This window comes from Rhizobium deserti (assembly GCF_004358025.1).
Taxonomy (GTDB): Bacteria; Pseudomonadota; Alphaproteobacteria; order Rhizobiales; family Rhizobiaceae; genus Neorhizobium; species Neorhizobium deserti.
The window spans coordinates 590662-614667 of record NZ_SMTL01000002.1 but is presented as its reverse complement, the minus strand read 5'-3'; the positions used below and the strand labels follow the sequence as shown (position 1 = coordinate 614667).

Sequence of the window (24006 nt, the reverse complement as noted above, 5' to 3'; positions counted from 1 at the left end):
AGGCAGACAAGCGATCGGCGCGTTCAGTCGCGGATGATCGACTGGCGCAGGAAGCTATAGCCCATGGCGGTGCGGGCTGCCTGTTCGGACGAGTTGCCGCTACCGCCGTGGCCGCCAGAACCGAACTCCTGAAAAAGCGGCCGGTGACCCACGTCCTCCAGCCGCTTGGCAAAGCGCCGGGCATGCGATGGATGCACCCGGTCGTCGTTGGACGAGCTTTCGATATAGACCGGCGGATAGTCGACTTCCGCCGCCGGCTTGACCTGGTGCAGCGGTGAATAGGCGAGGAGGAAATCCAGATCGGCCGGCTCGTCCGGGTTGCCGTATTCGTCCATCCAGGCCTTTCCGGCAGGGAAGAGATGGAAGCGCGCCATGTCGATGACGGGCACCCGGGTCCAGACGGCGCCGAAATCCTCAGGGTAGCGCGTCAGCATGACGGCCGTCAGCAGCCCGCCATTGCTGCCGCCGGTGCAGGCGATGCGCGACGGATTGGTGTAGCCGCGCGCCACCAGGTCACGGGCGACGGCGACGAAATCCTCGAATGCTTTATACCGGCCGTTGCGCTTGGCGACCCGGTGCCAGTCCGGTCCGAACTCGCCGCCGCCGCGGATATAGGCCTGCACGAAGGCGCCGCCATGGCTGAGCCAAAGCCCGTTAACCCCGGAATAATAGGGCGACAATGGCGATTCGAAACCGCCATAGCCATATTCCAGCACCGGTAGCTCGCCGGGCACCCAGCTCTTCGGCAGGACAATATGATAGGGAACCTTGGTGCCGTCCGCGGAGGTGGCTTCGAGAAGCTCCGAGCGCATGCCCTCGGCATCGAAATAGGAGGGCGCCGTATCGAGGCGTTGCAGCTGCGGTGGGTGGCTCCGATCGTCCAGCGCCAGAAGGTAGCGCGTCTGCGGCTGCAGGAAACCCTGGCCGACGAGCTGCAGCGTCTGTTCGCCGAGCGTGAGATCGGCATCGAGCAGCCGGAACGAGACCGACTGGAGCTCGGGCGGCAAAGGCAGCTCTTCCGGGAGCACTGCAGGCTTGGCGAGATCCAAAAGGAACAGCCGCGGTTTCAGGCGGTCGCTGACGATGAATACGCACCAGTCGCGCAGCAAGCTGAACTGCTGGATGGACTGCCCCTCCTGCGGTGAAAACAGGATGCGCTCCGGCTTCTGGAGCGGAATGGCCGCCGAAGGATCGCAGCCCTGCAGGATGAGCGTGCCGCTCGGAAAGCGCTCGTCGGTCTTGGCCCGCCAAAGGGCGTGATCGTGGTTGATCGAAAGGTCGATGTCGACCGGCAGGTCCAGCCGGGTGAGGGCACCGTCCGCCTGGGTCACGAAGGCGCTCATCTTGCCGATCTCGTGGCCGGCAAAGAATAGGGTGATCTGCTTCTCGCTAGGCGAGCCCCTCCAGAACAGCGGATCGATGAGCATGGCGGCGCCGTAGACGTCGTTTTCGCCCGCCTCGTAGAGGATGGCGGCGTCTTCCGGCTTCTGGCCGCGCTTCAGGCGACGGCCGACCCGCGGCCAGCCGGACCGGGTTGCGGAATACGTATCGATCGAGCCGAAATAACAGATCTCGTCACGGTTCAGCCAGTTGGCATGGGCGCGCACGGCAGGCGTATCGAAGCCGCCCTCGACGAACGCCTTGGCTTCTGCATCGAACTCGACAAGGCGCAGGAGGTCGGAACCGCCGTCGGACAGCTGCAGCAGAACGCGGGTCGGTTCGAACGGAGAGGTGAGGGCGCCCCGAAAGATCCAGCGCTTGCCTTCGCTCTCGCAGAAGGCGTCGAGATTGAATACCGGTTCCCAGGGGGCATCGGACCGAGGCTCCTGATCAGCCGGCAGGCGCCGCCAGATCCCGAGCGGATTGTCGCGGCTCTGGTGGAAGTCGAAAAGCCATCTGCCCCGACGGCTGGGGACGATCAGCCTGTCTTCTCGCTCGATCATTGCCTTGATGGCATCACGATCAGCCTCGAATTCCGGCGTCGACAGCGTCTGCTGCGCTGCCAGATTGCGCTCTGCAACAAACTCCAGCGTCTGGGGGTCGTTGTCGGTCTCGAGAAAAAGGTCCATGTCTGCCTCCGTTCAAGGAGGTCGATACCTAGTCATCAATCGGCTTGTCGGCAATGCCGATGGAGACCGAATGTCAGGACGCCATGGCCTCTTCATATTCCGACGACAGCATCAGCCAATCTTCCTCGGCGGCGGATAGCTTTGCCGCCGCTTCGCCGCGTTCCTTGACCTTCTGGGCGGCTTTGGCCGGCGCCTTTTCGTAGAGCTGCGGATCCGCAAGCTCTTTATCAAGCGCCTGAATCAGCTTCTCCAGTTTCGCGGTCAAGGCCTCGATTTCGTTGATCTTCTTCTTCAAGGGCGCCAGTGTCGCGCGCTTTTCAGCATTCGCCTTGCGCTGGTCCGCCTTGGAGGAAGGATCATCGGTCAGTTCAATTTTTTCTTCTTTTTTTTTACCGGAGCTGACGATCAGGTTGCGGTATTCCTCGAGGTCGCCCTCGAAGGTTTTGACCGTGCCCTCGTTGACGAGCCAGAGGCGGTCGACGGTCGCCTCGATCAGGTGGCGATCGTGGGAAATCAGGATGACGGCGCCGTCATAATCGTTGAGCGCTTCGATCAGCGCCCGGCGGCTGTCGATGTCCAGATGGTTGGTCGGTTCGTCGAGGATCAGCAGGTTCGGCGCGTGGAAGGAGGCGAGCCCCATCAGCAGGCGTGCCTTTTCGCCGCCGGAAAGATCCTTGGCGGCGGTGGCCATCTTTTCGGTCGCCAGTCCCATCTGGGCGACGCGGGCGCGCACCTTGGCTTCGGGTGCTGCCGGCATCAGCCGGCGCACATGCTCGACGGGAGAATCGCCGGGAACCAGGTCGTCCAGCTGGTGCTGGGCGAAAAAGCCGATCTTCAGGCTCGGCGCCAGCTTGATGTTGCCGCTTTCGGCCGCAAGCCGTCCGGAGATGAATTTGGCGAAGGTCGACTTGCCGTTGCCGTTCGACCCGAGCAGCGCGATGCGGTCGTCATTGTCGATGCGCAACGTGATGTTCTTGAGGATCGGCTTGCCCGGCTCGTATCCGACCGAACCGTTTTCCACCGCGATGATTGGCGAGGCGGGCTGCTTTTCCGGTTCCGGAAAGGTAATCGGCTGAACGTGGTCCTCGATGACCGAGGCGACAGTGCCCATGCGCTCCAGCGCCTTGACGCGGCTCTGTGCCTGCTTAGCCTTGGAAGCCTTGGCCTTGAAGCGGTCGATGAAGGTCTGCAGGTGTTTGCGGGCCGCGTCGTTCTTCGCCTTGGCCTTAGTCTGCAGCTCGTCGTTCTCGGCCTTCTGCCGCTCGAACTGGTCGTAGCCGCCGCGGTAGAAGGTCAGCTTCTTCTGATCGAGATGGACGATCGAATTGACCGCATTGTTCAAAAGGTCACGGTCGTGGCTGATGATGATGACGGTGTGCGGATAGCGGCGGATATAGTCCTCCAGCCACAGCGTGCCTTCGAGATCGAGATAATTGGTCGGCTCATCGAGCAGCAGCAGGTCCGGTTCCGCAAACAGTACGGAGGCGAGCGCGACGCGCATGCGCCAGCCGCCCGAAAATGACGAGGCGGGCCGAGACTGTGCTTCCTGCGAAAAACCGAGGCCGGCAAGAATGCTGGCGGCGCGCGCTTCCGCCGAATGGGCGTCGATGTCGACGAGGCGCATCTGGATGTCGGCAATGCGATGGGGATCGGTGGCAGTCTCCGATTCCGCCATCAGCGCGGCGCGCTCCTTGTCAGCGGCGAGCACGATCGAGATCAGCGAATCCTCGGTGCCCGGTGCCTCCTGCGCCACCTGGCCGAGCCTGGCGCTCTTCGGATAGGAGACAGAACCCGTTTCCGATCCCATCTCGCCGGTGATGAGCTTGAACAGGGTGGATTTGCCGGCGCCATTGCGGCCCACGAGGCCCGCCTTCGTGCCCGCCGGAAGCGTCACGCTGGCATTGTCGAGGAGGAGGCGCCCGGCAATTCGAGCGGAAAGATCCGTAATTGTAATCATGGCGGCGGTTTTGGCGCAAAGCCGACCGGATGACAAGGGTTGTTGCCGGCGGCGGGCGCATGAGTGCGAGGTCTCGCCGCCACCACCGCCGCCTGTACCGCGCGAAACAGAACAGAATTGCCCGCGGGGGTAGTATGGCTCTGACAATACGCCTTTGCCTTTGTCTGACTACAACCCATGTGGAGGATCTGAAAGATGATGAATATGCGCGCAATAGCGGTCTTGGCGGTCTCGATACCGGCACTGATGAACTCTTCCGTCGCCGAAACTGCCGACTACACGTGCTGGAATCCGTCAGGTACGCAGATGACGGCGGCCCCGACGGAATATTGGACGGCGGAACGGCTTGCCAATGCGGTTCCCGATGGCGAATCTCTTGCGCCTGAGAAAAGGAACCTCAGCCCGCAGCTGAAGGGCTTGCTGGGAGCCGTAGCCGAGCGTGCTCCAGTAGACCAGGCGCCCTACAAATACGGTGGGAAGCTGTTCTTTACCCGCGGCGGCATTGACTACTCGGCAAGTGCGCAGTTCGTGGCGGATGACAACATCGTGCTCGCTGCCGGCCACAGCATGTGGAAAAACGGCTCAGCCAGCAATATTCGTTTTTATCCTGGTTATGCCGGGGCGGCGGTTCCGTTTCACACCATAGACAAGGCCGCGGTGCTGACCGCATGGCTGCCCGTTGCCGAAGATCCCCCGAGCCTGGGCCGGTCGCAATACGATTATTCGATGCTGCGGACCACGACCCCCTCCACCGTCGGCAACTACCAGCTCGGCATAAACACCGCCAATCTCGACGACGACGTGACGATCACTGGCTATCCAGGCCGGCTGGAGGGCGGCGAGTATATGTACCGTGAAACGGCGCGCATCGTCGTCAAGGCAGGCAATGCTTTCGATGCTCAGCCGCACCCCATGTATGGCGGCGGTGCGAGCGGCGGTGCCTGGTTCCTGCCCACCGATACAACGAAAGTCGTCAGCGTTGTTTCCGGAGGTGCGCCTGATCACGTTTACGGCGCAAGTTTTACGGATGTCACGACGGCCATGGTCGCCTATGTCAAGGGTGGCTGCCAATAGCGACGGAAAAGCGGGGCGGCAGGTGCTCGTCGCTCCGCTTCCGGCTCCTGTGGCGAAGGCCGCGCCTCAGCAGATGGCATCGGAACGGCGTGAGATGATCTCCAGAGACCGCTTGTTCATGATGACGATCTTGTGCTGGCTTATGCCGATCAGCTGCTCACTCTTCCAAGCCTGCAGCTGCGCATTGATCCGCGGCCTGCTGGCGTTGATGAGCTGTCCCATCCGGCTCTGGGAAATCGCCTTTTCGATCAGGATGCCGCCATGGACGGATCTCCCATGGGCGGCGCCAAGGCTGAGAAGCAGGCGCGCCAGCCGGGTTTCCAGCGGATAAAGAGCCATGCCTTCCGCAAAGGCCGTTGTTTGGTGAAGCTTGCGAGCGACTGCACGGATCAGGAAGGACGAGATCTGCGGAACCTTTGCTAGTTCCCTGAAGGTCTTCCGGTCGATCTCGAGCAATCTTGTCTTGCCGCAGACCACGGCATTGAACGAGTGCCGGCAGTCGAGCGTCATTTCGACTTCGCCGAGCACATCCCCTGATTGCATTTCTGAGAAGATGACTTCAGCGCCTTCTTGCGATGCGAAGTGCAGCTGCACGCCGCCGGAAATGATGATTTGGAGATGAAGACACTCGTCCCCCGAAAAGAACAAGGCGTGACCGTCCCGATAGGCGCTGACATGGGATTTCTCGATCAATAACTTGAAGATAGCGGGGTCGATCTGCTTGAAGATTTCAACGCTCCTGATTTCTTCGATGATTTTTTGACTGCTGATCGGTCTCATTCAACTGGCCATCCGCGGTTCCAACCATGCCCAAGTGCAGGGTCCATTTTTTATCACCGACGCAAACATAAGTTGTCACTCACGGAACATATTCCAGAAAATAAGTATCCTAGGTTGTGGTTGCGGCGGGTGAATACCACGCCGAACGGGCATCGCCCGGCACGGACCAGGTCCGCATAGTGCGGTCGGCCGGTTACAATCGAGGAGTGGGAACATGACACTACTGATGGGACAAGCTCTCATAAGCGCACAGCTGGCGGCGCCGATGGGCCAGCCTTATTCACTGACGGTGCTGAACGAGAACGCCAAGTTTCAGCAGTTCGCACTGTTCCAGACCATACCCGATATCGTTGGTCCGTCGATCGACCCGGTATCACTGGCCTGGATGATCGGCGGAGCGGCCTCCGGCAGCCCCGACAATCCGAGCACCTCACAATTCAAGTGGACGATCGATTATGCGGTAACCGCGGGCTACATCCAGAACCTCGGAACGACGCTGAATCCCCGCTCGTTTCAGACGGCGAGCAAGGTCGATGTCCTGATCAATGACCACAATGCGGTCAACGTCACCTATCAGGGGCCGTTTCCGAACGGAGCGCCCGGTTTCCCAACCAATCCCACGAGCGGCACACCTGGTTTGATTCTTGCTCAGGCCGACAACACCATTCCCAGCACCGTCCAGCAGGCCAGCCTGCAGATGAGCGTCAATGTCGGTATCGCAATGGCGGGCAGGGCGGCCGTCGCCGTTCAGCTGGAGCCGAACCTTCTTTACCAGTTCACGCCGAAGCCGAAATATTACATCATCGCTGGTTCCTTCATCCAGGGACAGGTGATCGATACGGCCATTTCGTCCTCTGCCTTCGAAGTCGCGTTCGCCGGCGTGACCGATATCCAGGTCCGCTTCACACAGCAGAACCAGTTCGTGGAAGCCTGAGGGTCCGAGGGGAGGGAGCGGAGGAATGCCGGCGTCCGGACGCCGGCATTCCTTTTGAGCGTGTTCAAGGTTGAACTTCGTGGAAATCATGCATGATCACGGCTTCGCTCTATTTTGTTGATGCGGGCGATCGATTTTATTGACTGGATTCCCGGGCGCCTTGCGCCAACTGTCCTGATTCAGACGCAATTGAAGAAGGACGCCATCATGACCCGTATCCTCTATTCGCTGTGTGGCGCCGACGAAAGCCGGCCGTTTTCACCGCATTGCTGGAAAGTGGTGCAGGCCCTGGCCCACAAGCAGCTGGATTTCACCGAGCGTCCTATGCCCTTTACCGAGATCCCCACGATTGAGGGCGGCTTTTCCAAAACCGTGCCGATCCTGCGGGACGGCAACGAGCTCATCCGCGACAGCTTTGAGATTGCGCTGTATCTGGAGCAGACCTATCCGGATCGGCCGACCTTGTTCGGCGGCGAGGGCGGCAAGGCGCTCGCCCGCTTTGTCGAAGGCTTTTCCCAGATGGTGGTGCATTCCGCCATCGCCCGGATTGCCGTCAAGGACATCCATGACATGCTCGGCGAAAAGGATCAGGTCGATTTTCGCCGGAGCCGCGAAGCCCTTTTCGGCAGAACGCTGGAAGAGATAGACGCTGCCCGCCAAGCCGAAATCGACGGCTTTGCCGAAAAGCTGAAGCCCATCCGCCATACGCTACAATATCAGGACTTCATCGGCGGAGAGACGCCCTTGTTTGCCGATTACATTCTGTTCGGCGCGCTGCAATGGATGCGGATCACCGCAGGTGCCAAGGTGTTTTCCGAGGATGATCCGGTCGCACTATGGTTCGAACGCTGCCTCGACCTGCACAATGGCATAGGACGTCATGTGACAGCGGCGTGAATTTGGCCAAACCCCCTTGTTTCCACTGAATGGGGCGGGTAAACACCGCCCACTTTCCCTGCGAAATAAAGGATAAAGACATGGCGATTGAACGCACGTTTTCGATGATCAAGCCCGATGCCACCAAGCGCAACCTCACCGGTGCGATCACCAAGATGCTCGAGGACGCCGGCCTGCGCGTCATCGCGTCGAAGCGCGTCTGGATGAGCAAGCGCGAAGCCGAAGGCTTCTACGCCGTTCACAAGGAGCGCCCCTTCTTCGGCGAACTGGTTGAAGGCATGACCTCCGGCCCGACCGTTGTTCAGGTCCTGGAAGGCGAAGGCGCCATCCTCAAGAACCGCGAAATCATGGGTGCCACGAACCCGGCTAATGCCGACGAAGGCACGATCCGCAAGACCCACGCCCTGTCGATCGGCGAGAATTCGGTACACGGCTCGGACGCTCCGGAAACCGCTGCCCAGGAAATCGCCTACTGGTTCTCGGAAACTGAAATCGTCGGCTGATTACTCCGATATCAAGCAAAGAGGCCGGGATGAAAGTCCCGGCTTTTTTCATGCGCGCAGGGCTTTAGCGAGAAACTTCCGCGAGGCTTGTCGACACATCACCGCCACTTGTCGCGGGCGGTATCATCGGCATCCTTTGCGGCCACCCAGTCCCGGGCGGTGCCGTCCTGCGCATGCTCCTTCTTCCAGAAGGGCGCAGATGTCTTGAGGAAGTCCATCACAAAATTGGCGCCGTCGAAGGCGGCCTGGCGATGCGGGGAGGCAGCGATGACGAGGACGATGTTTTCCCCGGGCAGGATCTTTCCGTAGCGGTGGATGGCGGTCAGACCCATTAGCGAAAACCGCTCCAGGGCAAGCCTGCCGATGCGCTGCATTTCTGCTTCCGCCATGCCCGGATAATGCTCGAGTTCCAAGGCGGAAAGCGCACCCTGTTCGTCACGGCAGAGACCGGTAAAGGTCACCACGGCGCCGATGTCACGACGCCCGGCGGTCAAGGCCGAGATCTCCTCCTGCAGGTCGAAGTCGCGGGATTGGACACGGATGGTCGGGACGACGCTCACCGCTTCACCCACCCGTCATGGGCGGGAATATGCCGATTTCCCTTGCCCCAGCGATCTTTTCCGAATGCTCCACATGCTCCTGGTTAACCGCGACCCGGATCACCTCGGGATATTGCAGGGCGTTCTCATATTCCTCACCCAGGGTCTTCAGGTGATGGAGCAGGTCTCGGGCCGTGACGACGCTGTCCGGCAGCTCGATCTCTTCTTCCCCTTTGCCGATCCGCTCGCGCACCCAGGCGAAATAAACGAGTTTGACACTCATTCCTCGTCCACCAGATGTTTGACGCCGGCGCGGAAATAGTCGTAGCCGGAGTAGAATGTCAGGATGGCGGCGATCCAAAGAAGGCCGATGCCGATCTGCGTCGTGTGCGGCAGCACTTGATCGCCCGCCGGACCGGCCAGCAAAAAGGCGATCGCCACCATCTGAATGGTCGTCTTCCACTTGGCGATCCGCGTCACCGGGACCGAAACCTTCAGCGCCGCCAGATATTCGCGCAGGCCGGAAACGAGAATTTCGCGGCAAAGAATGGTGATCGCTGCCCAGAGCGACCAGCCGGCAATCGTCTGGTCGGCTGCTAGCAACAGTAGCACGGCTGCGACGAGGAGCTTGTCGGCGATCGGATCGAGCATGCGGCCGATATTGGACGTCTGGTTCCAGATCCGCGCCAGGTAGCCGTCGAGGTAATCGGTGATCGAGGCAACGGCGAAGATCCAGAAGCCCGCCCATCGGGCGAAATCGGAGCTTTCCAGCTTCCCTTCCACGAAGAAGCACAGGACGATGACCGGCACGGCCAGAATGCGGGCATAGGTGAGCAGATTGGGGATATTGTATGCGCGCGATGCCATGGCAGACCTGTACTTGCGTTTGCCTCTAGTTGAGGCCTGGAAGGGCGAGCGTCAACATGCACGCGCGGCTTTTTTGCGAGCTTGGCTCGGCAAATGCCTAGCCGGCCCGATTCTCATGGAAATGGTTATAGATCTGCTTGGCAACGGCCTCGGAAATGCCTTCCACCGCCATGAGATCATTGAGGCCGGCGCGTGACACGGCCTTGGCCGTGCCGAAATGCTGCAGCAGCTTGCGCTTGCGGCCGGGACCGATGCCGGAAATCTCGTCGAGCGGGTTGCGGATCATCTCCTTCTTGCGGCGCGCCCGGTGGGAACCGATCGCGAACCGATGGGCCTCGTCGCGCATGCGCTGGACGAAATAAAGAACCGGGTCGCGCGGCGGCAGCGAAAAGTCGCTGCGCCCGTCAGCAAAGAAGCGTTCACGACCCGCGTCGCGGTCGACGCCCTTGGCGACGCCTATGGCGGTCACCACGTTTCGGATACCGAGTTCATCGAGTATGCCGCGCACAGCCGTCATCTGCCCTTGGCCCCCGTCGATCAGGATCACATCCGGCCAGGAAGGAAAGGCAGCGTCCGCAGCATCCTCGGAATTAAGGGCAGCGCCGGCACTGCGATCCGGAATGCCCTCTTCCTTCAGGAGGCGGGAAAAGCGGCGGGTCATCACCTCGCGCATCATGCCAAAATCGTCGCCGGGGGTGATCTCGGTCGATTTGATGTTGAACTTGCGGTACTGGTTCTTCAGGAAGCCTTCCGGCCCGGCCACGACCATGCCGCCGACGGCGTTGGTGCCCATGATGTGGGAATTGTCGTAGATTTCGATGCGGCGCGGCACGTAGGGAAGCGAAAAGGTCTCGGCCATGCCCTGCAGCAGGCGCGCCTGAGAGGCTGTTTCGGCCAGCTTACGGCCATGCGCTTCGCGGGCATTGGCCAGCACATGCTCAACCAGATCCTTCTTCTCGCCCCGCTGCGGCACGGAAATCGTCACCTTGTGGCCGGCCTTTTCGCAAAAAGCCGTGGCCATCAGGTCCTGCTCCTCGACCTGTTCCGAAAGGAGGATCTGCCGCGGCACGGGCTTGTCGTCGTAAAACTGCGCCAGAAACGCGTTCAGAACCTCGGCGCCCGTCAGCTGCGGGTCGGCCTTCGGGAAATAGGCGCGGTTGCCCCAGTTCTGCCCGGTGCGGAAAAAGAAGACCTGGATGCAGGACAGCCCGCCCTGATGCTGGATAGCGAACACATCCGCCTCGTCGACGCCTGCCGGGTTGATGCCCTGGTGGCTCTGCACATGGGACAAGGCGGAAAGCCGGTCGCGGTAGATCGCAGCCCGCTCGAAATCGAGATCCTCGGAAGCCTCCGCCATCTGGCTGGCAATGGTGGCCTTGACCGCCTGACTCTTGCCGGACAGGAAATCTTGCGCCTCGCTCACCAGCTCCGCATAGCCTTCGTCGCTGATTTCGCGAGTGCAGGGGCCGGAACAGCGCTTGATCTGGTAGAGCAGGCAGGGGCGGGTGCGGGCTTCGAAGACACTGTCGGTACAGGTGCGCAACAGAAAGGCGCGCTGCAGCGAGTTGATGGTGCGGCCGACGGCGCTGGCGGAAGCAAAGGGGCCGAAATAGGATCCCTTGCGGGCGCGCGCGCCGCGATGCTTGAAGATGGCCGGTGCGCGGTGATCGCCGGTGATCATGATGTAGGGAAAAGACTTGTCGTCACGCAAAAGCACATTGTAGCGCGGCCGCAGGCGCTTGATGAGGTTGGCCTCGAGCAGCAGCGCTTCGGTTTCCGTCCGCGTCGTGACGAATTCCATATGCGTGGTTTCGCGCACCATCTTGGCGAGACGGTTTGAGTGAAGCCGACCCTGGGCATAGTTGCTGACGCGCTTCTTGAGGCTGCGAGCCTTGCCGACATAAAGCACGTCGTCGGCGTCGTTGAACATGCGATAAACGCCCGGCGCATTCGGCAGGTGCTTGACGAACTCCGCGATGAGTTCGGCACCCTTCAGGCCGCTCTCGTTCCGGAGCGCTTCGTTCCACTCGATGGACGAAGCAGTACCGGGACTAGGCTCGGGTAAAAGAGCCTCGTCGTCATCATCTTCCATCTCGTCGTAAAGAACGCCGCCGTCGGGCAGCTTCGTTCCATTCATTCCAATCACTCTCCACCAGATACCGAGCGCCCGCGGGTCCGGTCTTTGCGCGCCATCGGTTCGGGTCCCGGACAGGGCCGGGATGTCAGCCGAGGCGAATCGCGCCAGGATATATTTCAAGAGAGATAATGATTGCGACCCTAGTTTGGAAGCGTCGGCCACTGATGCCCGATAGGCGGCGGCGACGCTGCGGAGCTGTGGGGCGGCAAGTTCGGCTGGTCAGAGAAACGAAAATTGGGCAGAAGTTTACCGCCTTGGCACCCGGATTGTGGGGTCGTTGCTGGCGACTCGAAGTTAGATCCTTGTGCAAAGGTGGCCAGCCGCGGCGTTCATCTAAGCCAATAAGATCAACTCGAAGCGCCTGCGGCCAGTCTCCAGCTTTTAGCAGTCGGATTGACCTAGTTTTGCTTCGATGGTAAGAAGTATTTAAGCAATGTAAAAAGGTTAATGCTTCCGTTAGTAGTTTAGTAAGGTTAATGATATACATGTTGCGGCGGAGCAACATCCAGATTTAGCCGTCACGTGGCCACAATCAATTCACATTTCGGCTCTTTCAAATCCTCAATTGGCAGCCAAATTCACTTTCAGCGGGCAGGGAACAAAGCCGTCGCCAATATGTTTTTGCGACGAGTTCCCGGCACAGCAGTAAAAGGAGAAATTTGTATGCGTATCCTCATCGCTACCCTTCTGGCCTCGGCTGCCAGCTTTATCGCGATCTCCGCGGCCAATGCCGCTGATGCCGTTGATCAGATTCCTCAGGCTCCGGTCGCGGTCGAAGAAGCAGCTCCGGCTGCAACATGGCAGGGCTTCTACCTCGGTGGTTACGGCGCTTATGACTGGGGTCGTTTCGGCGGCGCCGGCGACCGCGACGGCGCGCTTGGCGGAGGTGCCTTCACCGGTTACAACTGGCAGTCTGGTCAGATCGTTTACGGTATCGAAGCCGATGTCGGCTATAACGGCAACGAAAACACCACGATCGAAGGCTACCGCGGCGAAGCCGGCGCAAACGGCTCGGTCCGTGGTCGCATCGGTTACGACATGAACCCCTTCATGATCTACGGTACGGCCGGTGTCGCTCTTCAGGACAACGAGCTCAAGGACGGCACTTCGTCCGACAGCAACACCTCGGTCGGTTACACGGTTGGCGTTGGTGCGGAAGCTTTCGTCACCAGCAACATCACGGCACGTGTCGAATACCGTTACACCGACTTCGGCACCGATCGTTACGACCTCGACTCCGGTTCGGTTTCCAAGGGCTTCGACGATCACAGCGTCAAGGTTGGTATCGGCGTGAAGTTTTAAGCCTCGCACGGTTTCGAAAAACAAGCCCGGATTTCGATCCGGGCTTTTTTTGTTCGCAAGGTCAGGCTGCAGCTTTCATTGAAGCATAGTCGGCAAAATGCTTGGCAAAGGCATCCGGCCAGGACGCAAGTTCGGGACGGCCTTCCGCCCATTGTCCGTTGAAACGCAGGTCGAGATAGCCGATCATCGCCGCCAACGCGAAATGCCCGCCATGCAGCTTTTTGCCGGTCTTGGGAAGCTTGGCCTCCAGATGATCCAGCCCGCGGACAACCTTGTCCCACTGCCTGTCGATCCAGGGCTGATGGATCTTTTCCTCCGGCCGGAACCGGCGCTCATAGACGATGGCCAGCAGGCTGTCCATGATGCCGTCGCAGAGCGCTTCAAGCACTTCCGCCTGGGTTCGCTTGTCGTCCTTTGCAGGATAGAGCCTGCCGCCCGATTTCCGGTCCAGGAAGTGCATGATGGCAATGCTGTCATAGATCGGCGAATCACCATCGCGGATCAGCACCGGGATCTTGGCCAGCGGATTGTTGTTCAGCAGTTCCGGCGGTGCATTGGTGGTGTCCGTCTTCACTTCGGCGATCTCGATGCCGAGATGACGTGCGGCCATGCGCACCTTGGCCGAATAAGGGGAGGCGGGGGAATAAAGCAACTTCATCAAATCATCCTCATGCGTAATCTTCAGCGAGCCGGAGGCAGGGTCACCGATCCGGCAGAGCAACTATCCTTGTTGACTTCGGCGCATTCGCGAAACTGCAGGTCCTTGGTGAGGCAGATCCTGACTTCGGCAAACTGGCGGCCCCGGCAGCTTGTCGACATGCCGGCGCGGCTGAGGCCGGCATTGGCGGCCACGAACTTATCCTCGATCTCGTCAGGCGACAGCGTCAAAGCGCTCTTGCTCTGATCGAGGTCCGCAGGAATCCGCACCTTCTGCTGGGCTTTTCTCACCAGCGCAAAATAATCCTGTTGGCTGAGCCCGGTGCAGGTGCCGTGCTTGCGCCATTCATTGCCGATCAGGCCCATCGAGGGCATGATGTCGAAAAGCGTGCGGCCGAGCTCCGCCGGAACCCGCTTCGGCTCCTTAGTTTCGCAAAAGTCGGGATAGCCCTTTTCCTTCTGCGGCCAAAGACCATGGACGATGAACCGGAAATCCTTGTCAGCCCCGCATTGCTGCGTGTTTTTTCCGCCGTTTCCGGAGCTGCAGAATGTCGGCGACCAGGAAAGGGAGAGGAGGTAGAAGTCGAAATCACCGGGCCGCTCCAGTCGGCGCTCCTGCGCAGATGCCGCGGCGGCAAGGAATGAGAAAAACAAGGCTGCAATAAGCTGTTTCATGGTGCTCACCTCCGATGCGCGCACCATGGTCGGGAAGCCCAGTCGGGTCAAGACGCCACGCGGATTACTCTTCGGCAGGGGCCTGTTCGCCGGTCAGCCAGACGGCGCGGCTCGAAGCAAAGCGATCCTGCGCCAGAACGGCCTTCAACGCCGGCAGCAGCGTATGCAATTCGTCTTTCAGCGTGAACGGCGGGTTGACGACGATCAGGCCGGAACCGCTGAGCCCGGTTTCCCGGTCGCTTTTGACGGAGAGTTCGGCGCACAGCATTTTCGGGATCTGCAGGGCCTGCAACTGTTCATGGAAAGCCTTGATCGGCGCGCCCTTCTTGATCGGGTACCAGAGGCAGTAGGTTCCGCCCGGAAACCGGCGATAGGCAGTCGCGAGGCCTTGGGCGAGACGGCGATATTCGTCCTCCTCCTCGAACGGCGGATCGACTAGGATGACGCCGCGCTTTTCCTTTGGCGGCAGATGCGCGCCGAGCGCCAGCCAGCCGTCAAGCTCGGTGGCGCGAACCTGAAAGTCGCCTTCAAAGAGATTGTGCAGCCGGTTGAAGTCCTCCGGATGCAGTTCCATCGCCGACAGCCTGTCCTGCGGACGAAGCAGCATGCGCACGAGTTTCGGCGACCCGGGATAGAGCCTGATCTGGCCTTCTGGGTTCAAATCCCGAACAGCCGTCAGATAGGGTTCGAGCAGGTCTGCTACCTTCGGCGGCAGCTCCGCCTCCAACAGCCGCCCGATGCCTTCGCGCCATTCCCCGGTTTTCTGTGCTTCTTCCGACGACAGGTCGTAGAGCCCGGTGCCCGCATGGGTATCCAGCACCCGGAAAGCCTTGTCCTTGTTCTGCGCGTAGCGGACCAGCCGCGCCAGAACGGCATGCTTCAGAACATCGGCGAAATTGCCTGCATGATAGATGTGCCGGTAGTTCATGGTCGCTGCTGTCTCGCGTGAAATAAATTGATGCGCTGCAAATCGCACTTTTTGTCGCCTATTGCATGCCATATAGAAAAGCCATGAACGTTGCGACCCCCATCACCGCCAAGACCGCCGCCACGACAGCTCTTGGACACAATCCCGTTGGACATACCGTCTGTCCTCATGATTGCCCGTCCGCCTGCGCGCTGGACGTCGACCTGACCGCCGACGGCCGCATTGGCCGGGTTCGCGGCGCCCCCGACAATAGCTATACGGCCGGCGTCATCTGCGCCAAGGTCGCGCGTTATTCGGAGCGCCTTTATCATCCGGGCCGGCTGATGGTGCCGAAACGCCGCATGGGCGCCAAGGGCGAGGGAACATGGCAGGAAATCTCATGGGATGTGGCGCTGGATGAAGTCGCCGAAGCCTTCGTCAAGGCCGAGGCGGCGCATGGCTCGGAAGCCGTCTGGCCCTATTTTTACGCCGGCACGATGGGCCAGGTGCAGCGCGATTCCATCGAGCGGCTGCGGCATGCCAAAAAATATTCCGGCTTCTTCGGCACGATCTGCACCAATATGGCCTGGACCGGCTATGTGATGGGCACCGGCGCGCTGCGTGGTCCAGATCCGCGAGAGATGGCGAAATCCGATTGCGTGGTGATCTGGGGGACCAATGCCGTCTCCACCCAAGTCAACGTCATGACCCACGCGATCAAGGCGCGCAAGGAGCGGGGTGCGAAGATCGTCGTCATCGACATCTACGACAATCCGACGATGAAGCAGGCCGACATGGCGCTGACCGTGCGGCCGGGAACTGATGCGGCACTCGCCTGCGCCGTCATGCATATCGCCTTTCGCGATGGCTATGCGGACCGCAGCTATATGGACCTGTATGCAGACGATCCGGCAGGGCTGGAAGCGCATCTGAAGACGCGAACGCCGAAATGGGCGTCAGCCATCACCGGCCTTTCTGTCAACGAGATCGAGACGTTTGCGCGTCTGGTCGGCACGACCAAGAGAAGTTTCTTCCGGCTCGGTTATGGCTTTGCCCGTCAGCGCAACGGCACGGCGGCTATGCATGCGGCCTTGTCAATCGCCACCGTGCTGGGCTCCTGGCAATATGAGGGGGGCGGCGCCTTCCACAACAATGGTGAAATCTTCCGGCTCAACAAGTCCGAGCTGATGGGAACGGCCTATGCCGATCCGCAGATCCGCCAGCTTGACCAGTCGCAGATCGGCCGGGTGCTGACCGGCGATCCGGAAGCGCTGAGACAGGGCGGGCCGGTGACCGCCCTGCTGATCCAGAACACCAACCCGATGAACGTCGCGCCGGAACAGCGACTGGTACGCCAAGGGTTCATGCGCGATGATCTTTTCGTCGCGGTCCATGAGCAGTTCATGACGGATACGGCAGAGGTTGCGGACATCGTTCTGCCGGCCACTATGTTTGTCGAGCACGACGATCTTTATCGCTCGGGCGGCCAGAACCACATCCTGCTCGGTCCCAAACTTGTGGATCCGCCGCCAACGGTCCGCACCAATCTCTTCGTTATCGAGGAACTGGCCAAGCGTCTCGGCGTCGATCATTTCCCGGGCTTTCGCCTGGATGAGCGCCAGCATATCGACCGCATCCTGAAGGCCAGCGGCTGGGGCTCCTATGACGACCTTGCCCGCGACAAATGGATCGATGCGCAGCCGGACTTCGAAACGGCCCACTACATCAAGGGCTTCGGCTATCCGGATGGAAAATTCCGCTTCAGCCCGGACTGGGCCAATGGTCCATCGCCGGACAAGCCGCCGGCCAATGTCGGTCCGCAGGGACCGGTGGCGCAATTACCGAAGTTTCCGGACCAGGTGGACGTGATCGAGTCCGCCGATGCGGAACATCCCTTCCGGCTCGCGACCTCGCCGGCCCGCAGTTTTTTGAATTCCTCCTTTACCGAAACCAATAGCTCCTATGAGCGTGAAGGGCGGCCGGAGGTGATGATCGAGCCGGGCGATGCAGCCCGCCTTGGAATTGCCGATGGCGATGTGGTGCGGCTTGGTAACCGCCGCGGCGAGATCCGCCTGCATGCCAAGCTGGCTGCGGGCGCCCGCCCAGGCGTGCTGATTGCGGAAGGCTTATGGCCGAACAGCAAGCACCTGGATGGCGAAGGGATCAATGTGCTGACGGGTGCGGATGCGGTGGCGCCCTATGGCGGAGCGGCCTTCCACGACAATAAGGTTTGGCTTTGCAGGGACATGGCATGACGCATGACAACGAGCGGGTGAAGATCGTCAGCGAAAAGACGCTGTCGCAGGGTTGGACCCGGCTTTCCACTTACGAGCTTGATTACATCGATCGTGACGGCAAGCATCAGCGGATGCAGCGCGAGATTTACCATCGCGGCGAAGCGGCAGCGATCCTGCTCTATGATGCAAAGCGCGACGTGGTCGTACTTGTGAAGCAGTTCCGGCTTCCAGCCTACCTGACTGATCAGCCGGCTTGGATGGCCGAAGTGCCTGCAGGTTTGCTGGACGAGGATCATCCCGAAGAGGCGATCCGCCGCGAGGCTATGGAGGAGACCGGATACCGGCTGCGCGACGTCCGCTTCCTGTTCAAGGCTTTCATGTCGCCTGGTGCAATCACCGAGATCATCCACTTCTTCTATGCCCCAATCGACATGTCCGACCGGATCGAGAAAGGCGGCGGGCTGGAAGAGGAGCATGAAGACATCGAGGTTCTGGAGATCCGGCTGAACGACGCTCTCGCCATGATCGAGACGGGCGAAATCTGCGACGGCAAGACGATCATGCTGCTGCAGTGGGCGGCGCTCAACCGCGCATCGATTGCCGCCTGACAGGGCGGCCATCAGCGGCTATGCAGTAAACGGCCAATCGCTTCATATGATTGTCACGATCAAAGCCTATGCGCAGCTTTTATTCAATCTTGCACAGTTCAGGAGAAAGCCATGTGGCTCACCAATTTCACCCTCGTTTTGCCGAACGAGGTGGTGGGCAAAGGCTCGGTGCGGCTCGAAGACGGCTTGATTGCTGAAATCCGCGATGAGCTGGTTGCCGGCGCCGCCATGGATGGTGAAGGCCGGCTGCTGATGCCGGGCTTCGTCGATCTGCATGGCGACATGGTGGAACGCGAGATCGCGCCACGGCCGAATGCGCAGATGCCGATCGATTTCGGCATCCACGAGCTGGACAAGAAGCTCGCGGCCGCCGGCGTCACCACCGCCTATGCCGCCGTCTCCTTCGCCACCGAAAGCGTTTACGGCACGGTGCGATCGCTCGAAACGACCTCGGCGCTGATCGAGGGCATCAACCGTCTGCGTGACAACCTGCTGATCGACCATCGTGTCCATGCCCGCTACGAGATCACCAATATCGGTGCCGCGCCGACGCTTGAAAGATTGCTGGAGGCGGGCGAGGTCGACATGGTCTCCCTGACCGACCACACGCCTGGCCAAGGCCAGTACAACAATGTGGAAGCCTATATCGCCAGCATTTCCGAGCGGCGCGCAATTTCGGTGGAGATGGCTGCCGAGATGGTCCAAAAGCGTATCGCCATGCGTGACAACCCGCAGATCGAGGCAAAGCTGAAAGACGTCGTGGCGCTGGCCCTCAGGCACAGGCTGTCGCTGGCATCCCACGATGATGATAGCGCCGAAAAGGTGGCCGACATGGCGGCTCTCGGCGTGACCATCAGCGAATTCCCGGTAACGGCGCCGGCCGCTGCCGAAGCGCGCCGCCGAGGCCTCTGGACGCTGATGGGGGCACCGAATGCCCTGCGCGGCCAATCCATGTCCGGCAATCTCAGTGCGCTGGATGCAGCCGAGGCCGGCCTTCTGTCTATCATCGCCGCGGATTATCATCCTGCCGCCTTCGTACCGGGAATCTTCAAGCTGGCGGATGTCGCAGCCGGAGGCTTGCCGCAGGCGGTCGCCATTGCCACCTCCCACGCGGCCCGGGCAGCGGGTCTTGGCGACCGCGGCGAGATCGCTGTTGGCCAGCGCGCCGATCTGGTGGTGGTGGAGAAGGGCAGCGTGCACCGCATCCGCGCGACGTTCCGCGCCGGCCGCTTTGTTTACAGCGACGGAAGCCTGCATGGACTGCAGGCAGCGGCCGCCTGAAACCGCATAGGGATCAGCGAAGTTCTTCCACACCTTCACGCGCGGCAGCCTCCGCCGGCCGCTTGTCCAGCGTCGCAAGCGGCAGCTTCGCCTCTATCGCGAGTGCCAGATAAGCTGCGTCGTAGGCCGTCGGCCGATGCCGTTCCGCAAGGTCGAGGATGAGGGATGAATCGAATACCGAAACAGTATCAAGTGCCAGCTGAGTGAGGCGTGTCATCGATTGGTCGACCTCGGCGCGCGAGATACGTTGCCGTCGACAGGCCGCGATCAGCACGTTCCGCATCTCATGCCAGAACAGGTCCGGCACGACTGCACGCTCGCCGCTAAGTCGCCGCAACACTGCATCAGCCACCGGGCTCTCTTCATCCGGGAGAAACCAGACGAGCGCGACGGAGGCATCCACGATTAGGGCCATCAGCGTCGCCCGATGGCCTTCCATTCAGCGATTTCCGCCTGCGTCACCCGATGTCGCCCTGAGCGCTCAAGGAGGATTGTTTCAATCAGGTCTTTTCTTGCCACTGGTGCCGTTACTGCAGAAAGTCGCGTCACCGAGATGCCGTCGCGCATAAGCACGACATCTTCGCCGGCTTCCACTTTGGCCATCAAGTCGGCAAGGTCAGCATCGCCGATATTGACTTTGATTGTCATGGCTGTGCTCCTTAGGACCAGCCGCTATCATGCCGCGACCTGCGCGACGCGTCAATGAGCCGTCACGCGCAGATCAGCGACAGAGCTACGTCCGCCGGAGATTCCGTGGCTCTCACGGCCTTGCCGTTCTCCATGCGCACCTTGCCTTCCGCCAGAAGTTTGAGCGCCAGCGGATAAAGTCTGTGCTCCACGGTCAGCACCCGGGCTGCCAGTGTGTCCGCCGTGTCCTCGGGCAACAGAGGGACCACGCCTTGCGCGACGATCGGGCCTTCATCCATGCCCTCGGTAACGAAATGCACGCTGCAGCCGGCGATTTTCATGCCCGCATCTATGGCGCGCTGATGGGTATGGAGGCCGGCAAACAGCGGTAGCAGGGAAGGGTGGATGTTGAGCATCCGGCCTTCGTAGCGGCTGATGAAGTCGCCGGAAATCAGCCGCATATAGCCTGCAAGGCAGATGATGTCCGGCTGGATCTCGTCGAGTGCGGCAAGGATTGCCGCTTCGTGTTCGGCCTTTCCGGCAAAATCCTTGCGCTCCAAGACGAGCGTCTTCAGGCCGCGCGCTACAGCCTTGGCAATGCCGCCAGCCGTCGCCTTGTCGGAAACAACCGCAACCACTTCCGCCGGGAAATCCTCAGCCGCGCAGGCATCGGCAAGCGAAAGCATGTTGGAGCCGCCGCCGGAAATGAAGACGGCGACGCGCTTGCGTTGCGCTCCGGCCGAGGCTCCGCTCATAGACCGAGATTGCTCTGATAGATGACGCCAGGGCCGCCTTCGGCACGCTCCACCATGCGGCCGAGCGGCACGACGATCTCACCTTCGGTGGTGAGAATCTCGCTGACCGTTTGGGCATTCTCGGCTGAAACCACGATGATCATGCCAATGCCGCAGTTGAAGGTCCGCAGCATTTCTTTGGGCTCGACGCCGCCGACTTTGGCCAGCCAGGAGAAGACGGGTGGCACAGGAATGGAATCGAGATTGATTTCGGCTGCGAGGTTCTTCGGCAGCACACGCGGAATGTTTTCCGGAAAACCGCCGCCGGTGATATGGGCCAGCGCCTTCAGCGCGGCCGTTTGCCGGATCGCCTTCAAGAGCGGCTTCACATAGATGCGGGTCGGCGTCAGCAGGGCTTTGCCCAGCGTGGCGCCTTCGCGGAAGGGGGCCGGCGCATCCCAGGCAAGCCCCGATAGGTCAACGATCTTGCGCACCAGCGAAAAGCCGTTCGAGTGGACGCCCGACGAGGTAAGGCCGAGGATGACGTCGCCGGAAGCAATATCACCGACCGGCAGCAACTGACCGCGCTCCGCCGCGCCGACGGCAAAGCCGGCAAGGTCATAGTCGCCGTCGGAATACATGCCGGGCATTTCGGCCGTTTCGCCGCCGATCAGTGCGCAGCCTGCCTCACGGCATCCGGCGGCAATGCCGGAAACGATCGCCGCCCCCTGGTCGGGGTCCAGCTTGCCGGTGGCGAAATAATCGAGGAAGAGCAGCGGTTCAGCGCCCTGCACGACAAGATCGTTGACGCACATGGCGACGAGGTCGATCCCGACCGTATCGTGGAAATTTGCATCGATGGCGATCTTCAGCTTGGTGCCTACGCCGTCATTGGCGGCAACCAGAATGGGGTCGGTAAAGCCTGCAGCCTTGAGATCGAACAGCCCGCCAAAGCCGCCGATCTCGCCATCGGCGCCGGGGCGGCGGGTGGAGCGCACGGCCGGCTTGATCTTTTCCACCATCAGATTGCCTGCATCGATATCGACACCGGCATCGCTATAGGTGAGACCGTTTTTGCCCGCCTCGCTCATCGCATATCTCCAAAGGGATCCAATAGCGGCCCGCAATTGCACGGCGCGCCTTGATATGCAAGCGTTGCGGCGGCTTTTGAAGGCTTTTCACAGGCCTTACAGCTGCTCAAAATGCAGCCTTGACCTGACCTGCGCCGCCGCTCATATGCGCTGATGCTGCAGCAGAGAAAACACAGGAGCAGAAATGCCATACCATATCAGTGGTGCGAGCTTGCGACGCCATATCCTGTTTTGGGTCGGCGTGCTCCTCGTCTTCGTCCTGTTTCTCTGGTTCTTCCGCACCATTCTCCTACCCTTCGTGGCCGGCATGGCGCTTGCTTATTTTCTCGATCCGGTGGCCGACTGGCTGGAGCGCCGCGGCCTCAGCCGGATCATGGCGACGGTGGTCATCCTCGTTTGCTTCGTGCTCGTCTTCGCCCTGTCGCTGATGCTGGTGATCCCGATCATCGTCAACCAGTTCACCCAGTTCGCAGCCGCACTTCCCGGCTATATCTCGCAGCTCCAGCAGATCATATCGAGCCCGCAGAATTCGTTCCTGCCGGGATGGGTCAGCGCCCAGATCGAGACCGTCAAGCAGAACTTTTCCGACGTGCTGAGCCAGGGCGCCGGCTTCATCGGCACCCTGTTTGCGCAGATCTGGAATTCCGGCAAGGCAATCCTCGACGTCGTGTCGCTGTTGATCGTCACGCCTGTCGTCGCCTTCTACCTCCTGCTTGATTGGGACCGGATGGTCGCCAAGGTCGATAGCTGGGTGCCGCGCGATCAGGTCGTCGTCGTGCGGGAAATCGCCCGGGAGATGGATGGCTCCGTTGCCGGCTTTATCCGCGGCCAGGGCTCGCTCTGCCTCATCCTCGGCATCTATTACGCCGTCGGCCTTTCGCTGGTCGGGCTGAATTTCGGCCTGCTGATCGGCTTTGTCAGCGGCATGATCAGCTTCATTCCTTATATCGGCTCCACGGTTGGGCTGGTGCTTTCGGTCGGCATTGCGCTGGTGCAGTTCTGGCCGGACTATGGCTGGATCATTGCAGTCGCTTGCGTCTTCTTTTCCGGCCAGTTCATCGAAGGCAATATTCTTCAGCCGAAGCTGGTGGGCGAAAGTGTCGGGCTTCATCCGGTCTGGCTGATGTTTGCCTTGTTTGCTTTCGGCGCCATGTTCGGCTTCGTTGGGCTTCTTGTCGCAGTTCCAGCGGCGGCGGTCGTCGGGGTGCTGGTCCGCTTTGCGATCTCCAGATATCTCGACAGCGACATCTATTACGGCCGCTCCGTCGATCTCCCGTGGGAGGATCAGGCTGTGCCCGGGCTGGAGCACAGCCAAGCGCGACCGGCGATTACTTCGCGGACGGAGCAATGACCGGACCCAACGAGCGCGAGCGGCGAAAGAACGAACAACTGCCGCTGCAATTTACCCACGATGCCGCCAAGGGCCGCGATGACCTGCTGGTCTCGGCGCGGCTCGCCGCTGCCGTCGCAATCGTTGATGATTGGCCGTCCTGGCCATCGCCGATCGTGGTGCTGGCGGGTCCGGTCGGCTCTGGCAAATCGCATCTCGCGCATATCTGGCGGGAGCGGGCAGGGGCCACCGATATCCACCCGCTCGCGGGCGGGCAGGCGTCGGCGCTTGCGGCGGCGGGGCCGGTCCTGTTCGAGGATGCGGAGCGTCGAGGGTTTGACGAGACCGAGCTGTTTCACGTCATCAACAGCGTCCGCCAGCACGGCCATAGCCTGCTGATGACATCGCGGCTTTGGCCGATGTCCTGGCCGGTCGGCCTTCCGGATCTCAAGTCCCGGCTGAAGGCGGCAACGGTTGTGGAAATCGGCGAGCCGGACGAGGAACTGCTGGCGCAGGTCATCGTCAAGCTCTTTTCAGACCGCCAACTTTATATTGATGACAAACTTGTCTTCTACATCGTCAACCGCATGGAGCGGTCGCTCGGTGCCGCGCAGACCATTGTCGACCGGCTGGACCGGCTGGCGCTGGCACGCGGCACGCGGATCACCCGAGCTTTGGCCGCCGAGGTTCTGAACGACGTCGGAACCGCTGGAACCGCTGGAACCGAGGATTGACGACAGCCGTTTCGTGGTCGAGCTTGTGGTTCCGCTTCCATAGGTTACAAGGATCTGATGAGGAGC

Annotated in this window: 24 protein-coding genes; 10 read left to right on the top strand and 14 right to left on the bottom strand. The window is 60.8% G+C overall.

The features are described from left to right. Window positions 1-23: 23 nt before the first annotated feature. Window positions 24-2069 carry a prolyl oligopeptidase family serine peptidase gene (locus E2F50_RS09340; protein ID WP_133315860.1) on the bottom strand — a complete coding sequence of 682 codons (2046 nt, stop codon included), beginning with the start codon at window positions 2067-2069 and terminating at the stop codon, window positions 24-26. A gap of 73 nt (window positions 2070-2142) precedes the next feature. Next, window positions 2143-4026 (bottom strand): ABC-F family ATP-binding cassette domain-containing protein, encoded by a 1884-nt coding sequence (locus tag E2F50_RS09335; protein ID WP_133315859.1) that lies wholly within the window; start codon window positions 4024-4026, stop codon window positions 2143-2145. 195 nt (window positions 4027-4221) lie between these two features. Between E2F50_RS09335 and E2F50_RS09330 the strand changes: the two genes are divergently transcribed. Next, entirely contained in the window at window positions 4222-5100 is an 879-nt protein-coding gene (locus E2F50_RS09330) for a hypothetical protein (protein ID WP_133315858.1), read from the top strand. A 66-nt stretch (window positions 5101-5166) separates the two neighbouring features. Here E2F50_RS09330 and E2F50_RS09325 read toward each other — a convergent pair whose 3' ends face one another. Further along, a complete protein-coding gene (locus E2F50_RS09325) occupies window positions 5167-5880 on the bottom strand; it encodes a Crp/Fnr family transcriptional regulator (RefSeq protein ID WP_133315857.1) in 714 nt (237 codons plus the stop codon). Between the two features lie 214 nt (window positions 5881-6094). On the opposite strand from E2F50_RS09325, the gene E2F50_RS09320 reads away from it, so the two are divergent. The 3 genes from E2F50_RS09320 (at window position 6095) to ndk (ending at window position 8214) form a co-directional block, all read left to right on the top strand. After that, window positions 6095-6814 (top strand): hypothetical protein, encoded by a 720-nt coding sequence (locus tag E2F50_RS09320; RefSeq protein WP_133315856.1) that lies wholly within the window; start codon window positions 6095-6097, stop codon window positions 6812-6814. A gap of 207 nt (window positions 6815-7021) precedes the next feature. Then, on the top strand, window positions 7022-7711 hold the full coding sequence (locus E2F50_RS09315; protein ID WP_133315855.1) for a glutathione S-transferase family protein: 690 nt from the start codon (window positions 7022-7024) through the stop codon (window positions 7709-7711). Between the two features lie 80 nt (window positions 7712-7791). Continuing rightward, complete coding sequence (ndk, locus tag E2F50_RS09310) at window positions 7792-8214, top strand: nucleoside-diphosphate kinase (RefSeq protein ID WP_133315854.1); 423 nt, start codon at window positions 7792-7794, stop codon at window positions 8212-8214. A gap of 98 nt (window positions 8215-8312) precedes the next feature. Here ndk and E2F50_RS09305 read toward each other — a convergent pair whose 3' ends face one another. The 4 genes from E2F50_RS09305 to uvrC form a co-directional block, all read right to left on the bottom strand. Next, entirely contained in the window at window positions 8313-8774 is a 462-nt protein-coding gene (locus tag E2F50_RS09305; protein ID WP_133315853.1) for a molybdenum cofactor biosynthesis protein MoaE, read from the bottom strand. 4 nt (window positions 8775-8778) lie between these two features. Beyond that, on the bottom strand, window positions 8779-9036 hold the full coding sequence (gene moaD, locus E2F50_RS09300) for a molybdopterin converting factor subunit 1 (protein ID WP_133315852.1): 258 nt from the start codon (window positions 9034-9036) through the stop codon (window positions 8779-8781). Next, window positions 9033-9620 carry a CDP-diacylglycerol--glycerol-3-phosphate 3-phosphatidyltransferase gene (pgsA, locus tag E2F50_RS09295; RefSeq protein WP_133315851.1) on the bottom strand — a complete coding sequence of 196 codons (588 nt, stop codon included), beginning with the start codon at window positions 9618-9620 and terminating at the stop codon, window positions 9033-9035. The genes moaD and pgsA overlap by 4 nt, the downstream gene beginning before the upstream one ends. Before the next feature lie 97 nt (window positions 9621-9717). Then, a complete protein-coding gene (gene uvrC, locus E2F50_RS09290) occupies window positions 9718-11757 on the bottom strand; it encodes an excinuclease ABC subunit UvrC (RefSeq protein ID WP_161974067.1) in 2040 nt (679 codons plus the stop codon). 663 nt (window positions 11758-12420) lie between these two features. Between uvrC and E2F50_RS09285 the strand changes: the two genes are divergently transcribed. After that, the gene (locus E2F50_RS09285; protein WP_133315850.1) at window positions 12421-13059 is read left to right on the top strand and encodes an outer membrane protein; all 639 of its coding nucleotides are present in this window, start codon (window positions 12421-12423) and stop codon (window positions 13057-13059) included. A gap of 61 nt (window positions 13060-13120) precedes the next feature. Here the strand turns inward: E2F50_RS09285 and E2F50_RS09280 are convergent, their stop codons facing one another. From E2F50_RS09280 to E2F50_RS09270, 3 genes are all read right to left on the bottom strand, one after another. Beyond that, window positions 13121-13717, bottom strand: a complete 597-nt coding sequence (locus E2F50_RS09280) for a glutathione S-transferase (RefSeq protein ID WP_133315849.1) — start codon at window positions 13715-13717, stop codon at window positions 13121-13123. A 23-nt stretch (window positions 13718-13740) separates the two neighbouring features. Further along, window positions 13741-14391, bottom strand: coding sequence for a ribonuclease T2 family protein (locus E2F50_RS09275; RefSeq protein WP_133315848.1), 651 nt, complete (start codon window positions 14389-14391; stop codon window positions 13741-13743). A 64-nt stretch (window positions 14392-14455) separates the two neighbouring features. Further along, window positions 14456-15319: a 23S rRNA (adenine(2030)-N(6))-methyltransferase RlmJ gene (locus E2F50_RS09270; RefSeq protein WP_133315847.1), complete on the bottom strand. Its 864-nt coding sequence runs from the start codon at window positions 15317-15319 to the stop codon at window positions 14456-14458. 83 nt (window positions 15320-15402) lie between these two features. Here E2F50_RS09270 and E2F50_RS09265 point away from each other — a divergent pair, with 83 nt between their 5' ends. The 3 genes from E2F50_RS09265 (at window position 15403) to E2F50_RS09255 (ending at window position 19424) form a co-directional block, all read left to right on the top strand. Next, window positions 15403-17553: a molybdopterin-containing oxidoreductase family protein gene (locus E2F50_RS09265; protein WP_133315846.1), complete on the top strand. Its 2151-nt coding sequence runs from the start codon at window positions 15403-15405 to the stop codon at window positions 17551-17553. Then, window positions 17550-18143, top strand: a complete 594-nt coding sequence (locus E2F50_RS09260) for an NUDIX domain-containing protein (protein WP_133315845.1) — start codon at window positions 17550-17552, stop codon at window positions 18141-18143. The genes E2F50_RS09265 and E2F50_RS09260 overlap by 4 nt, the downstream gene beginning before the upstream one ends. 111 nt (window positions 18144-18254) lie before the next feature. Continuing rightward, window positions 18255-19424, top strand: coding sequence for an alpha-D-ribose 1-methylphosphonate 5-triphosphate diphosphatase (locus tag E2F50_RS09255; RefSeq protein WP_133315844.1), 1170 nt, complete (start codon window positions 18255-18257; stop codon window positions 19422-19424). Window positions 19425-19437: 13 nt separating this feature from the next. Here E2F50_RS09255 and E2F50_RS09250 read toward each other — a convergent pair whose 3' ends face one another. From E2F50_RS09250 to purM, 4 genes are all read right to left on the bottom strand, one after another. After that, the gene (locus E2F50_RS09250; protein WP_133315843.1) at window positions 19438-19839 is read right to left on the bottom strand and encodes a type II toxin-antitoxin system VapC family toxin; all 402 of its coding nucleotides are present in this window, start codon (window positions 19837-19839) and stop codon (window positions 19438-19440) included. Beyond that, on the bottom strand, window positions 19839-20072 hold the full coding sequence (locus E2F50_RS09245) for a type II toxin-antitoxin system prevent-host-death family antitoxin (RefSeq protein ID WP_133315842.1): 234 nt from the start codon (window positions 20070-20072) through the stop codon (window positions 19839-19841). Before E2F50_RS09245 ends, E2F50_RS09250 begins: the two co-directional genes overlap by 1 nt. A gap of 62 nt (window positions 20073-20134) precedes the next feature. Continuing rightward, complete coding sequence (gene purN / locus E2F50_RS09240; RefSeq protein ID WP_133315841.1) at window positions 20135-20806, bottom strand: phosphoribosylglycinamide formyltransferase; 672 nt, start codon at window positions 20804-20806, stop codon at window positions 20135-20137. Continuing rightward, complete coding sequence (gene purM / locus E2F50_RS09235; protein WP_133315840.1) at window positions 20803-21876, bottom strand: phosphoribosylformylglycinamidine cyclo-ligase; 1074 nt, start codon at window positions 21874-21876, stop codon at window positions 20803-20805. The genes purN and purM overlap by 4 nt, the downstream gene beginning before the upstream one ends. Window positions 21877-22060: 184 nt before the next feature. Here purM and E2F50_RS09230 point away from each other — a divergent pair, with 184 nt between their 5' ends. Together E2F50_RS09230 and hdaA are read left to right on the top strand one after the other, a co-directional pair. After that, a complete protein-coding gene (locus tag E2F50_RS09230) occupies window positions 22061-23227 on the top strand; it encodes an AI-2E family transporter (protein WP_133315839.1) in 1167 nt (388 codons plus the stop codon). Beyond that, complete coding sequence (gene hdaA, locus E2F50_RS09225; RefSeq protein ID WP_133315838.1) at window positions 23224-23940, top strand: DnaA regulatory inactivator HdaA; 717 nt, start codon at window positions 23224-23226, stop codon at window positions 23938-23940. The genes E2F50_RS09230 and hdaA overlap by 4 nt, the downstream gene beginning before the upstream one ends. Window positions 23941-24006: the final 66 nt, after the last annotated feature.